22 protein-coding genes are annotated in these 24,158 nt (G+C 51.3%); 7 read left to right on the forward strand and 15 right to left on the reverse strand.

Annotation, left to right across the window (positions count from 1 at the left end; all coding sequences use genetic code 11):
- Nucleotides 1-6 precede the first annotated feature (6 nt).
- The gene (locus EDM21_RS12050; RefSeq protein WP_338043979.1) at nucleotides 7-90 is read left to right on the forward strand and encodes an IS3 family transposase; all 84 of its coding nucleotides are present in this window, start codon (nucleotides 7-9) and stop codon (nucleotides 88-90) included.
- Between the two features lie 93 nt (nucleotides 91-183).
- Here EDM21_RS12050 and EDM21_RS12055 read toward each other — a convergent pair whose 3' ends face one another.
- Nucleotides 184-915 carry a class I SAM-dependent methyltransferase gene (locus tag EDM21_RS12055; protein WP_157335779.1) on the reverse strand — a complete coding sequence of 244 codons (732 nt, stop codon included), beginning with the start codon at nucleotides 913-915 and terminating at the stop codon, nucleotides 184-186.
- A 372-nt stretch (nucleotides 916-1,287) separates the two neighbouring features.
- Here EDM21_RS12055 and helD point away from each other — a divergent pair, with 372 nt between their 5' ends.
- The 3 genes from helD to EDM21_RS24580 all read left to right on the forward strand — a co-directional run bounded on the left by helD (nucleotide 1,288) and on the right by EDM21_RS24580 (nucleotide 4,481).
- A complete protein-coding gene (helD, locus tag EDM21_RS12060) occupies nucleotides 1,288-3,651 on the forward strand; it encodes an RNA polymerase recycling motor HelD (protein WP_157335781.1) in 2,364 nt (787 codons plus the stop codon).
- 151 nt (nucleotides 3,652-3,802) lie between these two features.
- Nucleotides 3,803-4,093 carry a DUF3817 domain-containing protein gene (locus tag EDM21_RS12065; RefSeq protein ID WP_157335783.1) on the forward strand — a complete coding sequence of 97 codons (291 nt, stop codon included), beginning with the start codon at nucleotides 3,803-3,805 and terminating at the stop codon, nucleotides 4,091-4,093.
- Between the two features lie 250 nt (nucleotides 4,094-4,343).
- Nucleotides 4,344-4,481: a hypothetical protein gene (locus EDM21_RS24580; protein WP_166541972.1), complete on the forward strand. Its 138-nt coding sequence runs from the start codon at nucleotides 4,344-4,346 to the stop codon at nucleotides 4,479-4,481.
- 120 nt (nucleotides 4,482-4,601) lie between these two features.
- Here the strand turns inward: EDM21_RS24580 and modB are convergent, their stop codons facing one another.
- The 7 genes from modB to EDM21_RS12095 all read right to left on the reverse strand — a co-directional run bounded on the left by modB (nucleotide 4,602) and on the right by EDM21_RS12095 (nucleotide 12,577).
- Nucleotides 4,602-5,267 carry a molybdate ABC transporter permease subunit gene (gene modB, locus EDM21_RS12070; protein WP_157335785.1) on the reverse strand — a complete coding sequence of 222 codons (666 nt, stop codon included), beginning with the start codon at nucleotides 5,265-5,267 and terminating at the stop codon, nucleotides 4,602-4,604.
- A 7-nt stretch (nucleotides 5,268-5,274) separates the two neighbouring features.
- Nucleotides 5,275-6,105 (reverse strand): molybdate ABC transporter substrate-binding protein, encoded by an 831-nt coding sequence (gene modA / locus EDM21_RS12075; RefSeq protein ID WP_157335787.1) that lies wholly within the window; start codon nucleotides 6,103-6,105, stop codon nucleotides 5,275-5,277.
- Between the two features lie 104 nt (nucleotides 6,106-6,209).
- Complete coding sequence (locus EDM21_RS12080) at nucleotides 6,210-6,665, reverse strand: GNAT family N-acetyltransferase (protein WP_157335789.1); 456 nt, start codon at nucleotides 6,663-6,665, stop codon at nucleotides 6,210-6,212.
- A gap of 33 nt (nucleotides 6,666-6,698) precedes the next feature.
- Nucleotides 6,699-9,308: an ATP-dependent helicase HrpB gene (gene hrpB / locus EDM21_RS12085; protein WP_166541973.1), complete on the reverse strand. Its 2,610-nt coding sequence runs from the start codon at nucleotides 9,306-9,308 to the stop codon at nucleotides 6,699-6,701.
- A 573-nt stretch (nucleotides 9,309-9,881) separates the two neighbouring features.
- Nucleotides 9,882-11,111 (reverse strand): Ig-like domain-containing protein, encoded by a 1,230-nt coding sequence (locus EDM21_RS12090; RefSeq protein ID WP_157335791.1) that lies wholly within the window; start codon nucleotides 11,109-11,111, stop codon nucleotides 9,882-9,884.
- Between the two features lie 180 nt (nucleotides 11,112-11,291).
- Nucleotides 11,292-11,672 (reverse strand): MFS transporter, encoded by a 381-nt coding sequence (locus tag EDM21_RS24985; protein ID WP_338043975.1) that lies wholly within the window; start codon nucleotides 11,670-11,672, stop codon nucleotides 11,292-11,294.
- Nucleotides 11,651-12,577, reverse strand: a complete 927-nt coding sequence (locus EDM21_RS12095) for an MFS transporter (RefSeq protein ID WP_235918166.1) — start codon at nucleotides 12,575-12,577, stop codon at nucleotides 11,651-11,653. The genes EDM21_RS24985 and EDM21_RS12095 overlap by 22 nt, the downstream gene beginning before the upstream one ends.
- Before the next feature lie 217 nt (nucleotides 12,578-12,794).
- Here EDM21_RS12095 and EDM21_RS12100 point away from each other — a divergent pair, with 217 nt between their 5' ends.
- The gene (locus EDM21_RS12100) at nucleotides 12,795-13,655 is read left to right on the forward strand and encodes an EcsC family protein (RefSeq protein ID WP_157335793.1); all 861 of its coding nucleotides are present in this window, start codon (nucleotides 12,795-12,797) and stop codon (nucleotides 13,653-13,655) included.
- Between the two features lie 292 nt (nucleotides 13,656-13,947).
- Nucleotides 13,948-15,267, forward strand: coding sequence for an MFS transporter (locus tag EDM21_RS12105; RefSeq protein WP_157335796.1), 1,320 nt, complete (start codon nucleotides 13,948-13,950; stop codon nucleotides 15,265-15,267).
- 37 nt (nucleotides 15,268-15,304) lie between these two features.
- On the opposite strand, the gene EDM21_RS12110 is transcribed toward EDM21_RS12105, so the two are convergent.
- Entirely contained in the window at nucleotides 15,305-15,979 is a 675-nt protein-coding gene (locus tag EDM21_RS12110) for an SOS response-associated peptidase family protein (protein WP_166541974.1), read from the reverse strand.
- Nucleotides 15,980-16,338: 359 nt separating this feature from the next.
- On the opposite strand from EDM21_RS12110, the gene EDM21_RS12115 reads away from it, so the two are divergent.
- Nucleotides 16,339-18,219: an LTA synthase family protein gene (locus EDM21_RS12115; RefSeq protein ID WP_157335798.1), complete on the forward strand. Its 1,881-nt coding sequence runs from the start codon at nucleotides 16,339-16,341 to the stop codon at nucleotides 18,217-18,219.
- A gap of 128 nt (nucleotides 18,220-18,347) precedes the next feature.
- On the opposite strand, the gene pdxK is transcribed toward EDM21_RS12115, so the two are convergent.
- The 6 genes from pdxK to EDM21_RS12145 form a co-directional block, all read right to left on the reverse strand.
- A complete protein-coding gene (pdxK, locus tag EDM21_RS12120; RefSeq protein WP_157335800.1) occupies nucleotides 18,348-19,163 on the reverse strand; it encodes a pyridoxine/pyridoxal/pyridoxamine kinase in 816 nt (271 codons plus the stop codon).
- A gap of 243 nt (nucleotides 19,164-19,406) precedes the next feature.
- Entirely contained in the window at nucleotides 19,407-19,934 is a 528-nt protein-coding gene (locus EDM21_RS12125; protein WP_157336168.1) for an ADP-heptose synthase, read from the reverse strand.
- 166 nt (nucleotides 19,935-20,100) lie between these two features.
- On the reverse strand, nucleotides 20,101-21,432 hold the full coding sequence (locus EDM21_RS12130) for a globin-coupled sensor protein (RefSeq protein WP_157335802.1): 1,332 nt from the start codon (nucleotides 21,430-21,432) through the stop codon (nucleotides 20,101-20,103).
- 211 nt (nucleotides 21,433-21,643) lie between these two features.
- On the reverse strand, nucleotides 21,644-22,639 hold the full coding sequence (gene mgrA / locus EDM21_RS12135) for an L-glyceraldehyde 3-phosphate reductase (protein ID WP_157335804.1): 996 nt from the start codon (nucleotides 22,637-22,639) through the stop codon (nucleotides 21,644-21,646).
- 62 nt (nucleotides 22,640-22,701) lie between these two features.
- The gene (locus tag EDM21_RS12140; protein WP_157335806.1) at nucleotides 22,702-23,364 is read right to left on the reverse strand and encodes an SGNH/GDSL hydrolase family protein; all 663 of its coding nucleotides are present in this window, start codon (nucleotides 23,362-23,364) and stop codon (nucleotides 22,702-22,704) included.
- A 107-nt stretch (nucleotides 23,365-23,471) separates the two neighbouring features.
- A complete protein-coding gene (locus EDM21_RS12145; protein ID WP_157335808.1) occupies nucleotides 23,472-24,134 on the reverse strand; it encodes a YjgB family protein in 663 nt (220 codons plus the stop codon).
- Nucleotides 24,135-24,158 lie beyond the last annotated feature (24 nt).

A 24,158-nucleotide genomic window follows, 5' to 3' on the forward strand; every position in this document is an offset into this window, starting at 1 on the left:
GAATTCATTTATTTTTACAACGAAGACCGGGCACAACGTAAACTAAACAAGCTGACTCCGGTTGAGTACCGAAGCCAGCTTGTTGCCTGAGGCTTTTTCTGATGTCCACTAAAAGGGGTCTTGACCATATTCCGGAAAACGGCTCTTTCTATCTACTACTCTCTCCTCGTGCTCGCGGCTTGCCTAGGCTTGCTTCTTCTTTGCTCCCGGCTTGCGTACCGCAAAGCTCACACAGTCCGCTTTCATCATAACGGGCGCTTCTCCGCGGTTGATTTCGAATTCGATGGGTTTGTGAGATGCATGCAGCTCTTCCCAACCGTCGTAGCTGCCGCGCAGCTTCTGCAGCGCCTGTTCTTTGGTGAGCACCAGTTCGATCAAAGTCTCCCTCTTCTCACCGGTTGTAAGGTCATACTCCTCTATTCCCGTATTCATATTGATATAGTTAATCCCGCCGTCACGTGTACCTTCTCTTAACCGGACAAGCAAATGATCCAGATCGGTTTCCGAACGGACATGCTCCAGAGAGGAAGCGGCCAGAATGAAATCATACTCACCCGGTCGTACTTCATAGACACTGATATCGGCCTGCTCCGTCCGGATCACATCCTCTACCCGGTATTCGACGCTGTAATCTTTGAGCTGGTCCAGCGCTTTATCCAGCAGATCGACACAAGTGACGCGTCCGCCGTCCCCTTTTAATTCACGGGCCAGCGGAATACTGTTCCGCCCGTTGCCGCACCCCAGATCCAGCGCTTTCAGAGGACGGCCGGTCTGCAGCTTGGCGATATAGTCAAGCATCCGTTCATCCGGTTCTTCTATCCAGCTATCTTCCTCATAGAGCTCGTGCTCTTCATAGTATTGCTCGTGATATTCCTTTTCTTCTTTGCGAATATGCTGCAAACGGTTCTTCTCCATCCTGCTCACCCTCCAGTAATTCCCTTACTAACTTTGCTTACCCCAAAAAAAGCAGCTTTGAAGCGACTTGCGGCCGCAGACTGTAACCGACTGGAGAAATCGTCGCCCTGGAGGAGGATACCCGCATTGCTTTGCTTTCTTTTGCCCTTATTCCACGCAAAAAAACCGGCCTTTGAGCCGATTGTTGGTTTTCGATTGATTTTCCATATCCTAAATGCTAAAATAAAAAGACTATTGGTTCGTATATATAAACGAACAAATTACCTCAAATATAGTATACCACTTCAATCGTCGGTTGTCAACTTTCTATCTTGGCCTACTCGCATTTACATACATGCTCACTTCCCGACACTTTATAAGGAGGGTTACACCTTGTCTATCTCCCCTGAAGAATGGAAACAGGAACAAGCCCGCGTAGATCTGATCCGGGACAAACTCACCCGCCAGCTCCTTCAACTGGAGCCTAACGTGGGTCAACTGAAAGACCAAGTCGTCGATATCCGCAAGCACTTCTGGGACGAAGTAACGGTCAATCTTGCGAATGACGATGATGTGCTCGAAACTTTCCTCAGCATGAAGCAGCAAGCCGAAATTCTGTCCGAGCGTGAACGCTCCCACCGGCATTTGAAGAAGCTTGCGGACCGCATGAACAGGCTTCTCCCCACCCCCTACTTCGGGCGCATCGATTTCAAAGAAGACGGCTCCGGCGGCTCAGAACGTGTCTATGTCGGCGTATCCTCCTTCCTGGATGAAGATGGCGAGACATTCCTTGTCTATGATTGGCGGACTCCGATTGCCAGCTTGTATTATGATTTCCCACCGGGACCGGGGGAGTACGATACACCGGGAGGATTGATCCGCGGTGATATTGAACTGAAAAGACAGTTTATCATCCGCAATGGACGCATCGAATTCTTGTTCGATACCGGCATGATGATCGGCGACGAGCTGCTCCAGGAGGTACTCAGTAAAGGCGCCGGTTCTCAGATGAAAACTATTGTAGCCACGATTCAAAAGGAACAGAACCGGATCATCCGCAACGACCGTACCCGCATGCTGATCGTACAGGGCGCCGCAGGAAGCGGCAAGACTTCGGCAGCCCTGCAGCGGGTCGCCTATCTTCTCTATAAACACCGGACAACATTAAAAGCCGATCAGATGGTGTTGTTCTCGCCTAATCCCCTGTTCAACAGCTATGTATCCACCGTCCTTCCCGAGCTTGGTGAAGAGAACATGCAGCAGACTACATTCCAGGATTACTTGCATCACCGTCTCGGAAGAAAATTCGACATCGAAGATCCGTTCGAGCAGATCGAGTATGTGCTCCAGGATGAAGCGAACAAGCCGGACTATCCGGCTCGTATAGATGGCATCCGGTACAAGGCTTCTGCCGATTTCCTGCGTCTCATTCAGCGCTACAGAGATCATTTGGGGCAGGAAGACATGATATTCCGCGACTACCGCTTCAGAGGCCGCGTCCTGATTTCACACGAGCAGATGCTTGCCCAGTTTTATTCTTATGATCCCTCCATCCGCCTCCCGAATAAGGTCGTTCTTCTCAAAGAATGGCTCCTTCGGGAACTGAAAGTTCTTGAACAAGAAGAACGGAAGGCAGATTGGGTCCGTGAAGAGCTGAACTATCTGGACAACGAACAATACCATCAAGCCTATTCCAGGCTTCGCAACCGCCAGCAGGATGACGAAGCGGGGTTTGACGATGCAGACCAGGAAGAAGAACTCCTGAAAGCCATGATCGTCAAAGAAAAGTTCAAACCGCTGCGTTCAAGAACGAGAAACTTGCGTTTCGTGGATGTTCCGGCCTTGTACCGCAAGTTATTCGAAGATCGGGGGCTTGCGCAGCGGCTGGCAGACCCTGAGCCGCTGCCCCGGATGTGGGAAGAGATATGCGCTTACACGCTTGGGCGGCTCAGCCGCAGCGAGCTTCCTTATGAGGACGCTACGCCTTACTTGTATCTGCAGGAGACCATCGAGGGCTTCCGGACGAATACGATCGTCCGGCATGTACTTGTCGATGAAGCGCAGGACTACTCTCCTTTTCAGTTTGAATTTCTGAAAAGACTCTTCCCGCGCGCACGCATGACCGTCCTTGGCGATTTCAACCAGGCTATCTTCGCCCACTCCACGACTCTCCAGGGCCAGACACCCGTGGCAGATCTGTACGGCGAAGAAGAGACGGAGAGAATCGTGCTTCACCGCAGCTACCGCTCTACCAAAGAAATCGTAGAGTTCACGCGCGGCATGCTTCAGGACGGCATGGATATCGAGCCGTTTCAGCGTGAAGGCGGTAAGCCGCAGGTGACTACGGCACCTATGCCGGCTGACCTGGTCCGGAGAATGGCCGGCGATATTGCGGCCTTGCACGCAGAGGGCCATCTCTCCATCGGAATCATTTGCAAGACAGCCGCTGAAAGCGAGCTGGCATATAATGAGCTTCTGGGCACCGCCGACCTGAGGCTGATCCGTAAGGATACGCCCTCTTTTGAGAAAGGCGTACTCGTGATACCGGCATATTTGGCCAAAGGAGTCGAGTTTGACGCGGTGCTGTTATACGATGCATCAGCGGCCAATTACAGCCGCGAAACCCAGAGGAAGCTGTTTTATACCGCTTGTACGAGAGCGATGCACCGGCTCTATCTTTACTCAGCTGGTCCGCTGAGCCCTTTTGTGACTGCTCTTGACCCGTCTACTTACGAGCTTCATTCCATCCATACCTGACTCACTTCTTTATGTGCGCCGCATTTGATTGACTTTAAGAAGATTTCTTTACAATTGCTCCTCAGAATAGTGAACCCGCAATCCACTTATGGTACGATAGACCGGGAATGATTCTTCCTAATTTCTCGTATATAGGTGGTGCTTCATACACATGCTCAAGACACCCATCGGGCGTCTTCGCGTAGTCGGTTTTATAGAAGGGATTTCATATCTCCTCCTTCTGTTTATCGCTATGCCGCTCAAATATTTTGCTGACATGCCCGCTCCGGTTACGATTGTAGGCGGAATGCATGGCTTCCTGTTTGTTCTCTTTCTTGCCGCGGTGGCGCATGTAACGTTCGTACACCGCTGGTCGATTATGAAGGTACTCTGGGCGGTTATCGCTTCATTCTTGCCGTTCGGTACATTCATTCTGGATTCGCAGTTAAAGAAAGAGAGCTAGGCCACTCCCTCAGGAGACCGTTCTATCCGATTTACCTGCCCGCCTGTGAGCATCCCTTTTCTTCAAAATAAAAACCTCCCAGCCAACTGAATGGCCCGGGAGGTGATGGGATCAGGTCAAGAAGGCAGCTGTCAGCCCTTCTAACGCGGAGCAGCCGGTCCAATTCCAAGGAGCACAGCTTCTCCATCGCATAAACCGTCAGAATTTGGTATGCTAGGGTTAAGAAACCTTTATTTGAGGGGTGCGAGATATGACGGAGCTGATCAAAGGAATTATCCCCGTTATCAGCAATCTATTGCTGGCGCTGGGCAACTTTATTCTCCACCGCAAACTCGATAGAAAAGAGTGGGGAGTGCCTCAGCGCAAAGATCCTGCCGATGAGACGTAAACGTTAACTATCCGACTTATGATGTTCAGAGTCCTGGCCAGAGGCAGGACTTTTTTTGTTCATTCACCATGGCCCGGTTAGCTCTGCGAGCTTTTCAAACCATTCAAAGTCAGCTCCATTCTAATCAACACGCCCTTGACGATTCGCGATCCACAGCAGCGCAAATGAGAACAGCAAGACCGCAGCCGTCCATGACCAGGCGTATCCATACTCTCCCGCATCGACCGCGCTATAAATTGCCGTGGGTACCGTCTGCGTATGGCGGGGAATATTGCCCGCAATCATAATCGTGGCTCCAAACTCCCCCAAAGCCCGGGCAAACCCAAGGATATAGCCCGTCATCAGAAAACGGGAAGAAAGCGGCAGGGTAACCCACCTGAGAACTTGCGATTCGCTGGCTCCCATAGACCGTGCCGCTTCTTCGAGACTAGGATCGACGGAAGCAAAGCCCGTTTTGGCGGTTTGATAGACGAGGGGGAACGCGACTACGACAGCTGCCAGTACACCGGCGCCCCAAGTAAATACAATCGGCTGCTGCCATAACCACTCTGTGACCCGGCCGATGGCGCTTTTTCTTCCGAATACGACCAGCAGCACAAAACCGATTACCGTCGGAGGCAGCACAAGCGGCAGCATGAACAGCGTCTCCACGACCGTTTTACCGGTAAAACGAAGCTGCCTCATCCAACAGGCAGCCCCGGTCCCCAGAATGAAAACAAACAAACTGGCCGTACCCGCGATTTTTGCCGAAAGCCACAACGGTGCCAGAAAATCTCCCCAAGACATCGTTATATTACTCATCCGGCAGTGTGAAGCCATTCTTCACATAGACAGCTTCCGCCTCTTTACCCAGCAGGAATGAATAGAATGTTGCCGCTTCCTCGCGGTGGCTCGAATTTGCGACGATTCCGGCCGGATATTCAATCTTGATATCCTTGGCTGCCGGGCCTTTCAGCTCGATCAGACGTACCTTATCTGAGTAAAGAGCGTCGGTCTTATACACGAAGCCGGCATCCGCATTGCCTGTCTCCACATAGGCAAGCACCTGCCTCACGTCCTTAGCCAGGACCAGCTTGTCCTGAACAGACTCCCACAAGCCCGCTCCGCTCATCACCCGCTGTGCGTAACTTCCAGCCGGGACGGTTTTCGGATCACCGATGGCGATTCGGGTTACCGCCGGATTCGTTAAATCTTCCGGAAGATTCAGCTCAGCCGCCCCTGTCCGGGAAGTGATGAGAACCAGTTCATTAGTCAGCAGGACCTTCGAATGAGACGGATCTATGTATTTCTTATCGATCAGTGCCTCCATTTGTGACGTTCCCGCTGCCAGGAATATGTCCGCTGGCGCACCCTGTTCGATTTGTTTTTGCAGCGAACCGGTTGAAGCAAAATTGAAAAAAATGTTGATATGGCTATGCTGGTTCATATATATGGCGCCAATTTCCTCCATGCTTTCCCGCAGGCTCGCAGCAGCGGATACGATCAATTCGACCTTCGCGGCTGGAGACTGTCCTCCGGAACCCGAAGCACTCTGATCCTCCGCTGCCGAATTCGCGTTAGAGCAGGCTCCCAGAATCAATAGCAGTACCCAGACCAGGCTCCGCATGGCACGTAAAACAGTCATACATCTTACCCCTTTGCACATTTCCTTACGGGCGGTCCGGTATTCGTTCCCCTTTGTATCCAACCGAACCTGGTATCTCTAAGTGCTTATTTTTTCTCAGCCTTCTACCACATGTAAGCAATAAAAGCAGTTTTAGTCCCTTTCTCAAAGCCGTTCTGCTCATAGAAACGCAAGGTAGCCTCTTCCTTGGAACTTGTCATCAGCATGACTTTATAACAATTAGCCTCTCTCGCCAGTTCAAGCGCTTTCTGCAAGACGAGTCCTCCATAGCCCTTCCTGCGGTGATCTTCGTGCGTCACCACATTCTCAATGACTCCGTAAGGGCGTCCGCCCCTTGTCAAATTATTGACCTTCACCAGAACACATACGGCCGCAAGCCTGCCGCCGTCTTCTACAACGACAAAATCCATTTTGGGATCTTGGATCATGTCATCCCACAGCTTCGTGAGCTCATCGCTCGCAGGAATAACCGGATCATCCGGATTTAACTGCTGGTAGAGCTCAAGCAGCTGGTCCAGTTCGCTGGGCTCAATTAATCGAACAATCGCATTTGTACTCATCGATACACCTCGCTATTTTATTAGGAAGCCCGGCTAAAGGCTCGGTTTTCGGGGTTTGACCCGGTTTGTGGGGACCGCTTCAAGCGGATTATCCGGCCAGTAATGCTTCGGATAACGGCCTTTGAGATCTTTTTTTACTTCAAAGTAAGTATTCTGCCAGAAGCTTTCCAAATCCCGTGTAATCTGGACGGGTCTTTGCGCCGGCGAGAGCAGGTGAAGCGTAAGCGGAACTCTACCGCCGCATAGACTCGGCGTCTTGCTTAGGCCGAATAATTCCTGAAGACGCACGGATGCGAATGGCGCTTGGGCATTGGAATAGTCGATTGGAATGCGTGAACCGCTCGGGACCGTGTAATGCGTCGGCGCTTCTTCATCAAGTCTTCTGCGCTTCTCCCAAGGTAGCATGGAGCCCAGAATGTCGGTCAGATTTAACCGCTGAAGGTCATTCTTGCTCTTCATCCCGTAAAGATGCGGAGCCAGCCAGTCCTGCAGGGTGCGGAGCAGCCCGTCATCCGTAACGTCCGGCCACTCATTATCTGCCGAAGCCATAAAGTGAAGCCGCTGCTGAAGCTGGCGGGATGTACGGCTCCAAGGAAGAATTCCCAGCCCCTCCAGCCGGATGCCTTGCAGAAGCGCGGCCAGAACCTGGTCAGGTTCCTGGCGGGTTAGCAGCCCTTCGCGCAGCGTTACCGCCCCCAGCATGACCTTCCTTCTGGTGCGGACAGCTTGTGCCTCCCGGTCCCAGACGGTGCGGATCTCGGTCTCTATCGCCTCTGCCAAATGATTTTCCAGCTCTTCCAGCTCTACGGGAGCCGCCAGATAAATCCGGCTTTCCGCACCTTGATCGTCGAGCTCTGCGCAGACAAGCCAAGGTGCAGCCGATAGCCGCTGCATCTCGGGGAACTCTGCCCCCCTGCCGCTGCTCAGCAGAAAACGGCCCGTCGAGCGCTGCCGTGCTACCCGGTCCGGGAAGGCAAAAGCGAGCAGCAGGCCGGTGAGCCCCGCATCCGCCGCCTCGCTGCGGGGTACACCGAGCTCCCGCTTCCAGCGCGCCGCTTCGGCGTGAAGGCGGGGTAGGGACGCGGCGTCGGCTCTGCTTGTGCCCGCTATCCGCATTTCAGCGGCTTCATCCTGCCCGCCCCCGCCGTTAGCGGTCCAACCCGGCAGACGGACCCTGCCCGGCTGATCGCCGCTCTCAACCGGGAGGATCTCCCGCTCCGCCCCGCCCGTGCTGCTGCGGAGCGCTTCGATGCGCAGCCGCAGATCCGCGTCACGTCCTTCGGGCGTGGAGCGGAGAATATCGCGCTCGCCGAGAAGCACCGCTATCTCGCAGGCCAGCCCGCCTGCGCCCAGCTCCAGCGCCCGCAGCGCCATATGCGCAAGCCGCGGGTGCAGCCCGAGCTCGGCCATACGCCGGCCGTGCGGCGTGATCGCGCCGCACGCATCCAGCGCGCCGAGCTGCCTCAGCAGGCTGCAGGCCTGCCGGTACGCCGCCTCCGGCGGAAGGTCCAGCCAGCGCAGCTCCTCCGGCTGCGCGCCCCAGGCCGCCAGCTCCAGCGCCAGCGGCGCAAGGTCGGCCTCGGCAATCTCCGGGCTGGAAGACGGCGCCAGACGGCTGTCTTCCAGCTCCGTCCACAGCCGGTAACAGACACCCGGCTGCAGGCGTCCGGCCCGCCCCCGCCGCTGGTCGGCGGACGCACGGGACACCGGCACAGTCTCCAGTCTGCTCATCCCTGTGCGCGGCGAGAACTTCGACACACGGGTCAGCCCACAGTCAATAACGATGCGGATTCCCCCGACCGTCAGGCTGGTCTCCGCAATCGTGGTCGCAAGCACAATCTTGCGTCTTCCTGCGCGGTCAGGCTCGATAGCTTTATCCTGAGCCTCCTGGGGGAGACTGCCATAGAGCGGCAGGACAGCTGCATCCGCCTCGCTGAGATTAGCTTGAAGTTCTCTAGCTGCTCTGCGGATTTCCGGGGCTCCCGGAAGGAAGACGAGCATATCCCCTTCTTCGTCCGTCCATGCGGATAAAATAGACTTAACCGCTTCAACCTCAATGCGACCTTTGGCCGGCTGTTTCAAATAACGAGTTTCAACCGGATAGCTGCGTCCTGTGCTGCTTAGAACAGGAGCATCTTCCAGCAGTACGGATGCCGCATCCGCATCCAGCGTTGCAGACATAACCAGAATTCTTAAATCCTCCCGGAGCAAAGACTGTGCCTGAAGACAAAGTGCCAGCCCCAGATCGGCATGCAGACTCCGCTCGTGAAATTCATCAAAGATAACGATTCCGACCTGTTCAAGCCCAGGATCATGCTGCAGCATTCTCGTCAGAATTCCTTCCGTGATGACTTCAATACGCGTATCCGGGCTGACTCGGGTATCTAAGCGCATCCGGTACCCGACAATCCCGCCAACCTTGTCACCCAGAGAGGCCGACATGTATCCGGCAGCAGATCGAGCAGCGAGTCTTCTGGGCTCCAGCATCAGGATTCGCTTGTTCATAAGCCAAGGCTCGTCCAATAAGGCTAACGGTACACGCGTAGTTTTGCCTGCTCCAGGCTCTGCTGTCAGAACCGCACATGTTCGTTCCTGAAGCGTTTTTTTCAACTCCGGAAGTATAGTTTCAATAGGTAATGGCACAAGTGATACCTCCGACTATCTTTATCAAAATGTCCTTGATTTTTCTCTTGAGCGAAATTACTGCCTTCAATAGACAACAATGCATTTGGGTCTGGTTTGTTTGAAGGGCTTCTGGTCAAAAGTTTGTCGGTTAAGCAAATGAAAGTCTTGTCCCCAAGCTTAACTGCGCTCTTAACAGCATAAACCAAGGCACTGCTTTTCGTCTATCCGCGCAGCAGGACCGTCTGAGTGCTTACTCCCTGCTTCTTTCTCTCTAGACCGCAGGGGATGAACATCAGCAATCAACAGGAAGAATACGTAAATCGGTCTTTCTTCCAACTCTTGTTACGGAGGGCCGACATTTTGCTAAACAAAATCGTTCTTTAGTTTATGATTTCTATATAGTCATGCTGCCGGGATCAGTTCCATTGTCGCAACCGAAGTTCATAGAGGAAGAGTTGTACCCGAAAGAATGGTTACCGATACCATCCCGGCAGATGATTCATGTTATTTTTAGATGGGATGCGTTACCTTAAAAGCGGCATAGCGTCACTGCTTGAAGACAAAATCAAGATCAAGGCGGAACTTCTGAGCCTATTCATCGGAAGATCTTTCCTCTGCCTCTTCGGTAGTCCATGGCTCAACCGGATCGGCACGATCTGCTTCCGCTGACACATGAACGATGACGGTAGCCGCTTGCGTCCCTTTATCCGGATCACGGATGTTAACCGTAAAGCTGTCTGTCCCTTTAAAATCCGGATTCGGCGTATACGTATAGGACCCGTCGGGAGCTACAACTGCGGTTCCGTTGCTGGGAGGCGTTTTAAGGCTGCAAGGCCGGCTGTCCGGATCCGAATCGTCCTGGGGTGCCTGCTCGCAGACCGCCGCATTCACAGGTCTATGAATCTGTGCTGCGTTCGATGAAATATGAGCTTTAACAGGTTCAACATCTTGGAGGGCGACTGCCCGGATTGTAACAGACCCTGGATAAGACACTCCTTTATTATCTGTAACCGAATAAGTAAAGGCATCCGTTCCCGTAAAACCGGTGTATGACCTATACCTAAACTCCCCGGTAGAGCCGAAAATGACCGTTCCGCTAGAAGGTGCTTCTGTGAGGCTGTAAGTCTGGACCAGCCCTTCACTCTCTGCGCCTGCCGCTGTGAACCGGCCGCTGACTGGCAAATTCTCCCCGAAGCTAAGTGTCACGTCTGCTGCGCTCACTAACCATGCTCCCTTAAGAAGGCTGCTGGCAGGCGCACATAATCCGCTGACGGCGGTCAAGGGATTGTTCGGCGGGTGCACTTCCTCCTCATCCCACACGAGAAGCGATATCTCCCCAAACGGCCTTGTATCATTCTGATACAGCACCGCAAGCGTCCAGTCTGTCTTACCTGTCTGATCCCCTGCACGGTCACCGGTACCAGGTAATTCCCCGATCGTATAAATACCTGCACCGCAAGCCTTTATCAAAGAAGTAACCTCGGTATACAAAACGATTGACGAACGCTTGGTGCCCGCATCTGCTGCCGCTCCATTTAGCTCTCTTGCAGCTGCAACAGCCGCCGGACTTATGCTCCCTGACGCTGTTAAACGGAACGTACCCGCCTGATTCGTCAGGAATACCGGGCTGTCCACGGAGGGGATTCTTTCTTCCCGCGTGTATGAAGGATCGTATCTCCCCCAGATCAGTTCTGCATAGAGAACCGTACTGTGCTCGGGCAGCACCAGCTCGGCGGATGATGGAGCAGCATGATAATCTGTACCGCCGATGATACTAGCCGCGCCGTTAACATGTGCCGAGAACCTCTTCTTATAGGGCACTGCATTCCCTCCTCTCTTCATTATTGAAAGTCTATGCAGCCGCCCGGGCCGTATTGCCCGGCATAACTTGGCCTTCTTCTAACAGCTTAATCCTTTTTTTTGTAATCAAAAAATAGAACAGCATCCCCGACCCTGGTCGAAAGACGCTGAATGGATAATCATCTGGATGTTAGGCGGCTGCTAGATTGTCGACACCCTCTTGCCTGCTGGTGCCTGCACAGAACTTTGCGACAACTGCGGAAGAATCGTCGCGAGCAGCATCATCCCGGTACAGCCGGTGAAGAAAATAAGGATCCCCATTCCCCAGGCGGGAAGAAAACCACCGATAATGACATTGATCGCACATACAAAATGCGCCCCGCTGTAAAGCATACCATTAATGGCCATATATGAACTGCGGGCATGGTCGGGTACAATGTTCACGAGAAATGCCTGCTTGATGGGAACATAGATTAATTCTCCGATTGTGGCCACTAGCATCAGGAGGATCAATGCCCAGGGAGAGCTGCCGACAACGAGATAGCTGTAGCCAGCAATATTCAGAAACAAGCCGATAAACATCGCTTTGGTATCGGCCCGTTTCTTGAGCAGGTAGCCGGTAAAAAGGGAAGCACGACAATCGCTATCGTATTCTCTGTCCGGATAATACCGAGCAGCTCCAGGCCGTTGATGTCCTGCCACAAGCCGGGAAGCAGCGATACGGAATCTATCTCTTTCTCCATCCGGATTGCAATGTATTCCGTCAAATTGAATTCGACCGAAACCAGCAGCATGCTGGCCGACACATAAATCATAAACGTGCGGTCACGGAATACGCTGCGGTAACTTCTCAACACAGCAAACGGACTCCCGATGGCAGATGAGCCTTGAGCTGCGTTTGGTTGCTGTTGGGGCTGGAGCGTCTCGGATAAGTACAGCCACGTGATCAGGAAAGAAATGACCGTGATGACCGCCACTGCTATCAGCAGCTCGAATAAATAAGAACGGAATAAAAATGCCCCTGCCAGGCTGGCGATCGAAATCGATAAGTTATTCAGCCAGTATGTAATCCTGTACATGAACTTCCGCGAGTCCGGTTCCGTTACATCAATAAGCATGGCGTCCGAAGCGGGCCTGCTCAATCCCCAGCCTGCCCCGACAACTACACTCATGATGAGTGTCAGATAGGGAGACTGCAGCCAGGGGGAGTTCGCAAGCGCCATCGTGCTATAGGCAGCGGCGCAGATCAGTTCGGCTGTCAGCATCAGCTTCTTGCGTCCGATCCGGTCGGCGTAATATCCCCCCAGGAAGGTGGCAACGACACCTGCGCTAATGCTCGCCATAACGGCAAGACCCGCGGCCGTCGTACCAAGCGTTTTGGCAAAATAAACGGCCATGAACGGCAGCACCATGTTGCTAAGCATTCCCGTCAGGAAATGCATCCCGATTCTAATTTGTACGTTTGGGTGAAAATCTGTAAACTTCATGGGACATTCCTCTTTTTCTAGCTGCAGCTGTTGGTTTAAGTTTCTACAGTTTACCAGACAGCTTTGCCCTGAAATAGGGAAAAAATCGTTTTAATTCTTCCCCTTTTTCAAAAAAAGAGTCTGTACCGGAGTTAAATTGCTGCGCAATGAATCTAAAAGCGGACGCTCTGCGTAGTAAAAAGAATGGATCAGTGAACATACAGGAGGCAGACAATATATGAATGAACAAGAATCTAGGGAACAGCTCCTTCACGAATTAAAAATGATTGAGAAATGGGAAGACGATCAGAAAGGCTTATTTTTCTGGGAAAAGCTCGGGCGGCTTCCGTTTGTGCTGCTGGACAAATTAACACCTAAATTTTTGCAGGACCGGATTGGACAACTGATTGATGAAATGGGAAGCTATCTTCAAACAGGCGGCCGCTATCTGGTTTCTCAGCGGGCAAGTCTGGAACACCTCAGCAAGCATACACGGATTAAAGGGGACGGGGACAAATCTGCGGTTGCGTCTATCGAGGAAGCGTCCCGGCTCCCTCTTGCCGCAATGGACCGCGCAGCGGACGCTTTATCGGATTCCCGCTCCGCGATGGCAACCGTCCAAGGGGCTACTACCGGTTTCGGGGGTATTTTCACACTGGCAATCGATATCCCGTCCCTGCTGGGTCTCTCTCTTAAAGTGCTTCAGGAAATAGCCGTCTGCTACGGATATGATCCCAATGACAAGAAGGAACGGATTTTTATCATTAATTGCCTGCAGTTCTCATCGTCCGACATTGTCGGTAAAAAAGCCATCCTGGAGAAGCTTGCCTTGTATGATGCACCGGAGCGCCAGAATCAGGCCGCGGCTCAAATCCAAGGCTGGCGGGAAGTGATCGCCACATACCGGGATAACTTCGGATGGAAGAAGCTGTTTCAGATGATTCCCATTGCCGGGATGCTGTTCGGGGCATACTTCAACCGCGGCACCATTAAAGACGTAGCGGAAGCGGGCAAAATGCTGTACCGCAAGCGCAGAATTCTGGAGCGCTTGAGTACACAGGCGCCCGAGCAGAGGGCAATTCCGGAACAACCAGAGTAAGCATCCGGACAGGGCAAATACAGCGGAGCGGCAAACACTAGGCATACGTGCTAACCATTGTTTCCTGCCGCGTATACATGAACGTTCCTCTACTGCTTTCTTTAAGCAGCGGGGAACGTTTTTCAGTTTCATAAGAATAAGAAGCAGCAGTCAAGTTCGCATAATTCCGACCGGATTAATCAATTTTACAAAAGCATAAAACTCCTCTCCTTTGAGCAAAGTAGTTCTAGCTCGCGGCTACCGGATAACCGGAGTTCCAAAGCAAGTCAACTCGAGGAGCGTGGATCGCCGTATGGAGGCGAAGAAAAAATGGGACCTTATTTCCGTGGCATCGATTCCTCTAATCATGACGCTTGGAAATTCAATGCTCATCCCCATCCTGCCATTAATTCGCGAAAAACTGGCCGTAACTTCATTTCAGGTCAGTTTACTTATAACGGCTTATTCGCTTGCAGCCATTCTGCTGATTCCCGTTGCCGGTTTCCTCTCCGACCGGTACGGCCGCAAAATCGTCATCATTCCCAGCCTGATAATTGCCGGTATCGGCGGAGCTGTCTGCGGACTCGCGGCTTGGTTCATGCCCCATCCCTATGCGATTATTTTGGCGGGCAGGCTGCTTCAAGGAATAGGAGCAGCTGGAGCCGCTCCGGTGGCCATGCCGCTGGTGGGCGACATGTTCACAAGAGAGAGCGATGTCAGCAGCGGGCTTGGACTTGTCGAAACCGCCAATACGGGCGGAAAAGTACTCAGTCCGATTCTGGGCTCCGCACTTGCGTCCATTATCTGGTTTCTGCCCTTTCTGGCGATTCCGGTCTTTTGCCTGATCTCGATTCTGATGGTTGCCTTCCTGGTCAAAAACCCGGCCAAAGCCAAAAAATCCAAGCAGGAAGCCTCCGCAAATCCGCCTGATAAAGAGCAGGAAAAACAACCATCCGCACCTGAAACCCGGCAAAAGTCCCAAGAACAAGAAAAACCCCCGGTATCATTGCCTGTGTTTATCAAAGAATTAAAGTGGATCTTCTCTAAAAACGGCCGCTGGCTTTACGCCATCTTCGCAATCGGCGGCATTGCAATGTTCCTTTTATTTGGCTCGCTCTTTTATTTATCGGAGCTGCTTGAAGACAAATACAAGCTAAGCGGGATACTAAAAGGCTGTGTACTTGCCATACCGCTATCTCTTCTTTGTATCACCTCGTTTATCACCGGCAAGATCATCGGCCAGCATAAAAAGCGGATGAAATGGTTAACATTCGCAGGTTGTGTGCTGTCTTTGGGCGCGACTCTCGGCAGTAATTTCATGACTTCATCTCTGCCTATGCTGATTTCCATGCTGTCTTTACTCGGAATCGGCATCGGACTCGCACTACCGTGCCTGGATGCTTTTATTACGGCGGGAATCGACAAATCTCAGCGCGGCACGATTTCCTCGTTCTACAGCAGCATGCGGTTTATCGGTGTTGCAGCGGGGCCTCCTGTTGTATCCCTGCTGCTAACCCGGGTGCCCGGCTGGATATTCTACGTAATGGCTGCAGCTTGTCTGATTGCGGCTGCTCTCGCCCTGTTTGCCATTCACCCCCAAACAGATGTGGAGCAGCCCGCTGCCGGCTCTTAAACCAAACAAGCCCGTCCGGGAAAGGACGGGCTTGTTCTTATTCTTTTATCCAAGCAAGCTTCACGTTCATTTCTTCAATGCAGCCCGAATGGTCCATTTGGAGATTGGAAATCAGCGGTGTAACGGGGTAAGCCTCCATCTGGGATGCATCAAGCGGCTTCAAGAGAGGAATGAGCTCGTCGGTCCCGATTTCCTTGTTAAGCAGCCAGTCCTCAAAAGAATCCTGATTCAAGATAACCGGCATCTGGTTATGGAAAGAAGTAATCAAACGATTGGATTCCGTCATCAGAAAAGTGCAAGTCCGCAGTTCATTCCCACGCGGATCGGTCCAAATATCATATAAACCCGCGACGGCAAAAACTTTGCGGCTTCGCAGCACTACTCTCATTGGTAATTTCTTCTTGCCTTCGCTTTTCCAATAATACAATCCCGAGCATGGAATGACGCACCGCTGCCTTCTGAAAATTTTGCGGTAAGCCGGATTAAGATGTGCGGACATCCCGTCGGCGTTCACCGCATCCTTCGCCCAAAAAGGAACTAATCCCCAGCGGTATTCGTCCAGAATACGCCGTCCGTTGGCATGCAGCACAACGGGTACATGCTGTCTTGGCGAGATATTGTAACGGGCTTTGTACATACTGGGTACATGATCAATCCCGAAATAAGTTTGAATTTCCTGTAAATCTGCCGTTAAGGAATATTGTCTGCACACGTTTCAAAACACCCCTTTCCTATGGGGGTTATTGTTCGCACAAAAAGGAATAATATACAAAAATTCCGAGTGCCTCAAATTTTTATCGACAAAAATCGACACGCATTATTTGGATCACCCCCTCTTTTCGGGTACAATAGGCAGAGGAGTTTAATGGACGAGCTGATGTACGAAGGTCGAATGGGATTGCTTTTACAAAAAATTAGCATCTGGCTTTTTTGATAAGAACAAAAGCACGTCTCACGTGCCTTTGAAGAACTATTCCACTTTTTGGTCCCGCATAAGTCTCCCCGCGTTCATAATTCCTTAATATTTTTTTAGTATAACGGTATAGATCGATTAGGAGAGGAGCCCATTGCATGAGCAATCGATGGAAAGATTGGTACAAAAGTCTGTTTCTATGGACAATCGTGATGCTGATTGCCAAAATGGCACTGTTCCGGATCTTGGTCTATGACAAACTGACCCTTGATAAAATTTTTGTAGACGCCTTTGATGTTATTATTGTCGCTAGCTTAATCGAGCTGTTCAAGCCCGGGCGCCTTAAAACAACGTTGTTCTGGACTTATAACGGTTTAGTCAGTTTGGCATTGCTTGCATCCACCATTTATTTTCAAAACTTTGGAACAGTACCTATATACACAACGCTAATGCAGCTAAATCAAGTCGGACAAGTATCTTCATCCGTCCGTTCTATTCTGAAGCCGATCGACTTGCTGTTCATCGCGGATATTGTGGTTATTCTAGCCCTTTCCCTCTTGATGAGAAGAAAAGCACGGTTCTCAGAGCCGAAATTCAAACTGCCGTCCCCCATCGCCTATGCGCTGATCTTCGTCAGCGTACTGCTGACTTCAAGTTCGATTGCTGCCGCATCGAGCACCAAGAACGAACTGAAGAAAGGCGAAGAACTCGGATTTTTCGCGTATCAGGCTATCTCTTTGTGGGACGGGCTCAAGGATAAGAATTCACGTACCTACGCCAACACGTCGGAAGTCGCGCAGAAACTGAAAGAGATCGAAGCTACTTATCCGTACGGCTCCGCAGCCGGTTCAGGCGCAGCGCCTGCTTACTTCGGATCGGAGCAGGGCAAGAATGTTATCGTCGTCCAGATGGAAGCGATGCAGAACTTCCCGATCAACCTGGAAGTGAATGATCAAATGGTCACACCTGTTCTTAATGAGCTCACTTCTTCAAGTTTCTACTTCCCGAATGTGTTTCAGCAGGTTGGACAAGGGAATACGTCGGATGCTGAATTTATCTCCAACACTTCGATTTATCCGACGGGCACGGTTGCCATGTCCGCCGGATTCAGCGACCGTGAGCTGCCGAGTCTGCCTCGTCTTCTTCATTCGCTGAAATATGAATCGAATACATTTCATGTCAACGACGTGAAGTTCTGGGACCGTAACAAAATGTATCCGGCATTAGGCTTTGACCGATATTTCGACAAGCCATTCTTTAATAACGACCAGTTTAACGCCTTCGGTGCCTCGGACGAAGAAATGTACCGGGCAGGTATGGAGCAGCTGGTTGAGCTGAATAAACAGCAGAAACCGTTTTATGCGCAGTTCGTTGCCACTTCCGGCCATCATCCTTTTAAAGTTCCGGCGGATAAGAACACGTTTAAGCTGCCTGATTCGCTCAAAGGCAAGCAGCTCGGCGATTATATTGAAACTGTGCATTACGCGGATTACGCACTCGGCACGCTGATTGATAATCTGAAAGCAAACGGCATGTGGGAGAACACCGTGCTTGTCATATACGGGGATCACTTCGGCCTGCAGCCTCAAGATAACAGCCCGGAAGAAGTTAATCGTCTGCTAGGAATCAAATATGACCCGCAGATTTCACGGTTTAATATTCCACTGATTATTCATTCGCCTTCTCTGCCGGAAGGCAAGACAGTCGAAACAACCGGCGGCCAGGTAGATATTGTGCCAACTGTCGCTAACCTGCTTGGGATTAGACTCGACAATAATGCTTTTGTCCCGTTTGGACATGATCTGTTGAATGTAACGAATAACATTATCGGTATGCGTTACTACTTGCCGACCGGCTCTTTCTTCAATAACGAGATTATGTTCGTACCGGGAGAAGGTTTTGAGGACGGCCGTGCCGTCGATCTCAAGACACTGGAACCAGTCGCCGATTTCAGCAAATATAAGAAAGACTACGACTACATCATGGACTTTATGGAGTTAAATGATGAGTATGTCAAACTATTGCCAAAGCGCAAGTAATCCTATGAAAATAAGCAAAAATGCCTTGATCCTATAAGATCAAGGCATTTTTGCTTATTCATCTCTTCGTCTGCACTTCGGGCAAATCCAGCAACCCCCGCGGCACAGGATGTACAGCCCTCGCCGGCTTATTCTTGATCCAGAACATACTCGCGATAGGCGGAATGACGCGTAGGGCCTACGTACTGGTTCAGAGGGAAGGAATACCGGATAGCCTCGGTAATAAATGCCTTGGCTGTAAGTACCGCTTCACGGACCGATTTGCCTTTGGCAAGTTCAGCCGTTATCGCCGCTGAATATGTGCAGCCGGCTCCATGAGTATTCGTAGTCTCGATCCGGTCGGATTCCAGCAGTTCGAACGTCTCTCCGTCGTAGAGCACATCTACGGCTTTCTCATGCTGCAGCTTGCCTCCGCCCTTAATCAAGACGTACTGCGCGCCGAGCTTCTTGATAACGGCAGCCGCTTCTTTCATATCATCGACTGTGCGCAGCGGCGCATGGCCGCTAAGCTGTGCCGCCTCGAACAGGTTCGGCGTAACAATTGTCGCCCGCGGCACGAGAACATCGCGCAGACTGACAGCCGTCTCCGGGTGCAGGACCTCGTCATTGCCCTTGCAGACCATAACGGGATCAATGACCACATTGCCGACCTTCTCACGGTCGATGGTCTGAGCAACGAGCTCAATGATTTCCACCGAACCGAGCATTCCTGTCTTCATGGCATCAACACCCACACCGTGCAGCACCGTATCAAGCTGCGGAGCCAGCACATCCGTGGAGATCGGGAATACCAGATGCGCCCATCCGTTATAAGGATCCATCGTTACGATGGTGGTTAATGCGGTCATTCCGTACACGCCGCGTTCCTGGAATGTTTTGAGATCGGCCTGGATACCCGCTCCTCCGCTGGTATCAGATCCGGCAATCGTTAATGCTTTGTACATAGCTGCGTCCTCCTTGCTATAGAACCCCAAGTTGATTGTCGTCCGGCCTTATCATTAAGGCTCGTCCGACAGATATTCATCTTTCTATCCTACGCGAGACTCTGCAATTTCGCAATATCCAACTATTCATTAAACCTATATTTCCGATCGGATATTCTTTATTTCAGGTCCCTATCAAAAAAGCTCCTGCAGGCCGGTTATGCCGGGCTGCAGGAGCTGTTTCGGATTCAGGAAGACCCTGTTCTAGAGCAGCGTCTTAAAATCATCGGATGAACGCTCATCCTCCAGAGCAAATTCAAAATCTTCTACATCGAACACCTGGACGGGAACTTCCCCCTGGATCATTTTGTCCACCAGTTCAATCTGATCCGTAAGCATCGGCACCTTCTCGTGAATGGCCGTAAGAATCAATTCTGTTTCAATCGGATCGAATGTTTCACCGTAATGAGCGTTATCTACGGAATTAATAATCGTAAACGATACCATCTCGTTGACAAGAATCGGCGGACTTTTACGCCAAGGAACGGCAAGTGCCCGCTCGATTTTCTTCTTATTGAGTGAATCCTCGAAAAATTGAATGAGTTCCCCGATCATGCTCTTGACGTGCGCATCTTCCTGCTCATCCGGCATTACGGGCTCCGGGCTATCCTTCAATTCGTACAACTCCGCTAGTGTTGAGTACGGCAGAATATATTCTACCGGACGGCTCGGCACCATCAGTTGTCCGTATATGGCAACCAGGACGGACTCGATGACAAAGCGTCGGCCCATCATTTCTCCCCCTCCTGTAAATCGGCACAGCCTAAAATAGTCAAATACCATCATAACACTTAGGAGCGGGTCCTTCCACCACTCGTGTGCACTTTTTACAGGAAGAAATGAGAGTTTTCAAATCAGCTAAGCCGTAAACCTGAACGATTTAGCGGGATTCTCTGATTTATAAATGGTTCGCCGCCTTGTTCAAGGCATCCGCAGACTCCGTCACTTTGACGGTAGATGAGCCTATGAGATCAATGATCTCCCCAAGAGAACCCATTTCGGATTTCACACGCTCAGTCTCATTGAGACTGCTACGCATAGATTCTGTGATGCCATCGAACACGTGCCTGGCTTCAGAAGCCTCCTTCTGCCCGTTCTCCACAAGCGCCCTTACCTCATGGATCGCGCCGGCGACAGTTCCCGTAATCCGGTTCGAATGCGCGATAAGATCGGAAATACGGCTGACGGTATGCTTCGTATCATCCGAGAGCTTCTGCACTTCCCCTGCCACGACGGCGAATCCTCTTCCCTGCTCGCCGGTCCGCGCGGCTTCAATAGAAGCGTTCAGAGACAACAGCTTCGTCTGATTGGCTATTTCCTGCACACTAACGGCAATGGTCTGAATTTGTCTGGCCGATTCACTCAGCTGCCCGACGGAGTTCTCCATCATCTGGGCGCTTGCCGTAATGGTCTCCATACGCTGCTCTAAATCTTGTATTTTGGCATGACCCCTAAGCGCCATTTCCTGGGTTTCTCTTGATTTATCAAAACTGTGACGAAATGAATGCTGCACCTCGCTGCTGTTTAACATCAGTTCACGAACGGAGGTACTGGTCTGCTGCGTCAGGGCCGATAATTCCTCGCTTACGTCCGAAATTTTGCTTATAACCTCCATTTTAACCCTTTGATATTGCATTTGCTTCTGGCGTTCATTTTCCTGCTCATAAGCCTCCAGCACAAGCTGCTGCTCGAAATTCAGAAGTTTGGACACGACGGTGATGAGCTGCAGACTATTCTGGCCAAGCGGGAAATTAGTATGTATGAGTTGAAGAAAAGCATTCTGCAGATTCTGAAAAGCGCCCATATACCACTTCGGAGCAAGCCCGATCCGCTGATGAACCTCTGCAATCCGAAGTCTTTTGGCAATAAAATCGGCATCCACCTGCCCGGAGAACATTTCGATCAAATGCTCTCTCAGTGTTTGCCTGAGCCGCTCTACCGTACTTTGGTCTTCAATAATTTTCTTGAGACTCTGCACGTCAAGCACCGATTGATAGAACGTTTCCACGATTTCATCAATGTGTTCCGTTATGAGCGGCTGCACGGCATGAAGGACCCACATGTCTTCTTGCGTTAGCCCGATCATCCGTACCTGCTGATCCATCTCCAGGTCCGCACCGACATCCAGAATACCGGTCCCTTTCAGCTTTGCCTGACTTAACAAATCACTGCTGCCAGTGGCAGTCCCGCCTGATTTTTTTGAGAAAAAATGAAAAGGACAACGGCTCATCTGCTATCACTCCAACCCTATATGTAGTTTCAACTAGTTCTTTGGATCTAGTTTAGCATACTTTGTTTAATGTTTGTACAATGTTTAATCTAAAATGTGCTGTTTGCTTGTTTTTCTGCGGTATACAAACAAGTACGGTGCGTTTGCCGTTTTCTTATGTTGGAACAACAAAAAAACCGGCTTTCCCTGTCAGGAATAACCGGTTTATTCATTAGGATTTCTTAAGAATGGATTCGATAGCTTCCAGTTCATCCGAACTAAATGCCAGATTACGGACAGCGGCCGCATTCTCCACAATTTGTGACGGCCTGCTCGCTCCTATCAGAGCGGATGTCACACGCCCTTCTCGAAGCACCCAGGCCAGGGCCATTTGCGCAAGAGATTGCTCACGCTGCGCCGCGATCTCGCCAAGCTGCCGGATCTGCCGGAGTTTCTCTTCCGTGACGTCTTGTTCGTTCAAGAAGATAGAGGGCTTGGCCGCGCGGGAATCCGCCGGAATACCGTCCAGGTATTTGTTCGTCAGCAATCCCTGAGCCAGCGGAACATAAGCGATACTTCCAACACCTTCTTCACTCAGCACATCCTGCAGCCCGTTCTCGATCCAGCGGTTAAACATGGAATAAGCGGGCTGGTTAATGAGCAAAGGTGTGCCGAGCTCTTTGAGAATGCGCACCGCTTCTGCGGTTTGCTGTGCATCATAATTCGAGACGCCCACATACAGAGCTTTACCTTGACGCACGAACGAATCCAGCGCCATCATCGTTTCTTCCAGCGGCGTTTCCGGGTCGAAGCGGTGTGAATAAAAAATATCCACATAATCTAGTCCCATCCGCTTCAGGCTCTGATCCAGACTGGCAGTCAGGTTCTTGCGGGAACCCCATTCACCATAAGGCCCGTCCCACATCAGATAGCCCGCCTTTGAAGAAATAATCAGTTCATCACGGTAAGAGGCCAGATCGCTTTTCAGAATGCGCCCAAAATTCTCTTCCGCTGATCCTGGCGGCGGTCCATAGTTGTTCGCAAGATCAAAATGAGTGATGCCCAGATCAAAGGCGGTACGAATCATAGCCCGGCTGTTCTCAAAAGCATCCGCACCTCCGAAATTATGCCACAGGCCTAGCGAAATAGCAGGCAGCTTTAAGCCTGAGCGGCCTGCGCGGTTATAAGGCATCGTGCTGTAACGTTCTGAATGGGCCAAATAAGACATGTGTTACACCTCCGGTATGTAGTTTGTGTCAAAATCTTGATCCGTTTGCTTCAAACGCAGCGTCAAGCTTCTTCTCCCCGCCAGTCAAATCCGACTGCGTTAAGAAAAGCGCGGGCAATCGCCATGTGCCCGGACTGGTTAGGATGAACGCGGTCCCAGGCGAGGGCTGCCGCATAATTGTGCTTCAGCAGCTGATCCATAGCCGCTTGAGTATCTACAAATACCGCATCATACTTCTCTGCGATGCGCCGGACAACTGCCCCGTATGCATCCATCGTAGCTCTCATCGGGTCCTGCTCATTGGACTCCAAGTAAAAAGGAGTCATCAATACGAGACCTTTCAGCTGTGATCGGGTCTCGAATACAAGCTTCTCCAGTACCACTGCGTACTCTTCCAAGTATACATGTTTTTCCGTCATTAGAGGGGCGTCGTACTGCCTCCAGACATCATTTATGCCAATCAGGATCGACAGCCAATCCGGCTTAAGATCCAGAACATCGCTTTTCCAGCGTTCTTGAAGATCACGGACCGTATTGCCGCTTATCCCCATGTTGATGACGCGGATTCCAAGCGAAGGATACGCGGCTTGAAGCAGCGAATCCGTCTGCATCACATAACCGCTTCCGCGCGCTTCTACTCTTCCTTCTCCATACGGCCGCGCACGTCCGCAATCTGTAATCGAATCACCAATCATAACCAATTTGTCGCGTTTCTCGAATCTCATGTGTTAGACGCCTCCTTATGACCTGCCTCTAGCTACTTCGCCTTCGAGAGACAAATCCCCTGCCGAGTGCCAATAAAAAACAGCTCCCTGTGGAAGCTGTTCGATCTTTATCCGGCCATATTATTCTTGGCATCTTGCGGACTGTAGACGGAAATATGATCAACGAGACCGGTGGACTCAGGAATGACAACCTTCAGCTGGAAGTCACCGGCCGGATACGTATAGATCGTATCTTCACCGTTAACTGTCGTATCCGCCGGTTCGCCGAGAGCCTGCTTGACTGTTGTTGCATTATATTGATTCAACGATGCGGCATAAGAACGCACATCAAAAATCTTCATGCCTTTATTAAAGCCGAAAGTAATTTTCTGTTTAGAATAGGTGGCATACATGCCTTTGCCCGCGCTTTCCTGCTTGTCGGGTTTGCCCCATTTCTGCTCAACTTCATCGAATAAGTCGGTGCTTGCTGCAAATTCCGAGCCCTTAACCTCGCCCTTGCGGGCCAGAGCCAGGATGCTTTTCAATTCAGCCGAAGCCTTGCTGTCCGTATTTCCTGTTCCTCCCGGCGCTGTGGATGGAGCTGGCGCTGTCTCTGAAGGAGAAGGAGTCGGTGCCGCTGTCGGAGCTGTTGTCGCGCTTGCCGCAGGTGTAGGGCTTGCCTCAGGCTGCGGGCTGGCATTCGAACTGCAGGCAGACAGGGATAAAGGAATTAGTAAAGCCGCAGTCAGGGGAATGCTGTAGAATCCTCTCTTTTGCTGGTTATGTTTCATGCTGATTCACTCCCTTTTCTACTG

The sequence above is a fragment of the Paenibacillus lutrae genome, from assembly GCF_009757775.1.
Lineage (GTDB): Bacteria > Bacillota > Bacilli > Paenibacillales > NBRC-103111 > Paenibacillus_F > Paenibacillus_F lutrae.

What these genes read in the sequence shown, in the direction of transcription:
- EDM21_RS12105 (WP_157335796.1), top strand. Translation starts at nt 13,948, where the DNA reads ATGGAGGCGAAGAAAAAATGGGACCTTATTTCCGTGGCATCGATTCCT.
- EDM21_RS12130 (WP_157335802.1), bottom strand. Translation starts at nt 21,432, where the DNA reads ATGAGCCGTTGTCCTTTTCATTTTTTCTCAAAAAAATCAGGCGGGACT.
- EDM21_RS12145 (WP_157335808.1), bottom strand. Translation starts at nt 24,134, where the DNA reads ATGAAACATAACCAGCAAAAGAGAGGATTCTACAGCATTCCCCTGACT.
- modB (WP_157335785.1), bottom strand. Translation starts at nt 5,267, where the DNA reads ATGTCTTGGGGAGATTTTCTGGCACCGTTGTGGCTTTCGGCAAAAATC.
- EDM21_RS12055 (WP_157335779.1), bottom strand. Translation starts at nt 915, where the DNA reads ATGGAGAAGAACCGTTTGCAGCATATTCGCAAAGAAGAAAAGGAATAT.
- mgrA (WP_157335804.1), bottom strand. Translation starts at nt 22,639, where the DNA reads ATGTCTTATTTGGCCCATTCAGAACGTTACAGCACGATGCCTTATAAC.
- EDM21_RS12115 (WP_157335798.1), top strand. Translation starts at nt 16,339, where the DNA reads ATGAGCAATCGATGGAAAGATTGGTACAAAAGTCTGTTTCTATGGACA.
- EDM21_RS24580 (WP_166541972.1), top strand. Translation starts at nt 4,344, where the DNA reads ATGACGGAGCTGATCAAAGGAATTATCCCCGTTATCAGCAATCTATTG.
- EDM21_RS12095 (WP_235918166.1), bottom strand. Translation starts at nt 12,577, where the DNA reads ATGAAGTTTACAGATTTTCACCCAAACGTACAAATTAGAATCGGGATG.
- pdxK (WP_157335800.1), bottom strand. Translation starts at nt 19,163, where the DNA reads ATGTACAAAGCATTAACGATTGCCGGATCTGATACCAGCGGAGGAGCG.
- modA (WP_157335787.1), bottom strand. Translation starts at nt 6,105, where the DNA reads ATGACTGTTTTACGTGCCATGCGGAGCCTGGTCTGGGTACTGCTATTG.
- EDM21_RS12080 (WP_157335789.1), bottom strand. Translation starts at nt 6,665, where the DNA reads ATGAGTACAAATGCGATTGTTCGATTAATTGAGCCCAGCGAACTGGAC.
- EDM21_RS12065 (WP_157335783.1), top strand. Translation starts at nt 3,803, where the DNA reads ATGCTCAAGACACCCATCGGGCGTCTTCGCGTAGTCGGTTTTATAGAA.
- EDM21_RS12125 (WP_157336168.1), bottom strand. Translation starts at nt 19,934, where the DNA reads ATGGGCCGACGCTTTGTCATCGAGTCCGTCCTGGTTGCCATATACGGA.
- EDM21_RS12140 (WP_157335806.1), bottom strand. Translation starts at nt 23,364, where the DNA reads ATGAGATTCGAGAAACGCGACAAATTGGTTATGATTGGTGATTCGATT.
- EDM21_RS12100 (WP_157335793.1), top strand. Translation starts at nt 12,795, where the DNA reads ATGAATGAACAAGAATCTAGGGAACAGCTCCTTCACGAATTAAAAATG.
- EDM21_RS24985 (WP_338043975.1), bottom strand. Translation starts at nt 11,672, where the DNA reads ATGTTTATCGGCTTGTTTCTGAATATTGCTGGCTACAGCTATCTCGTT.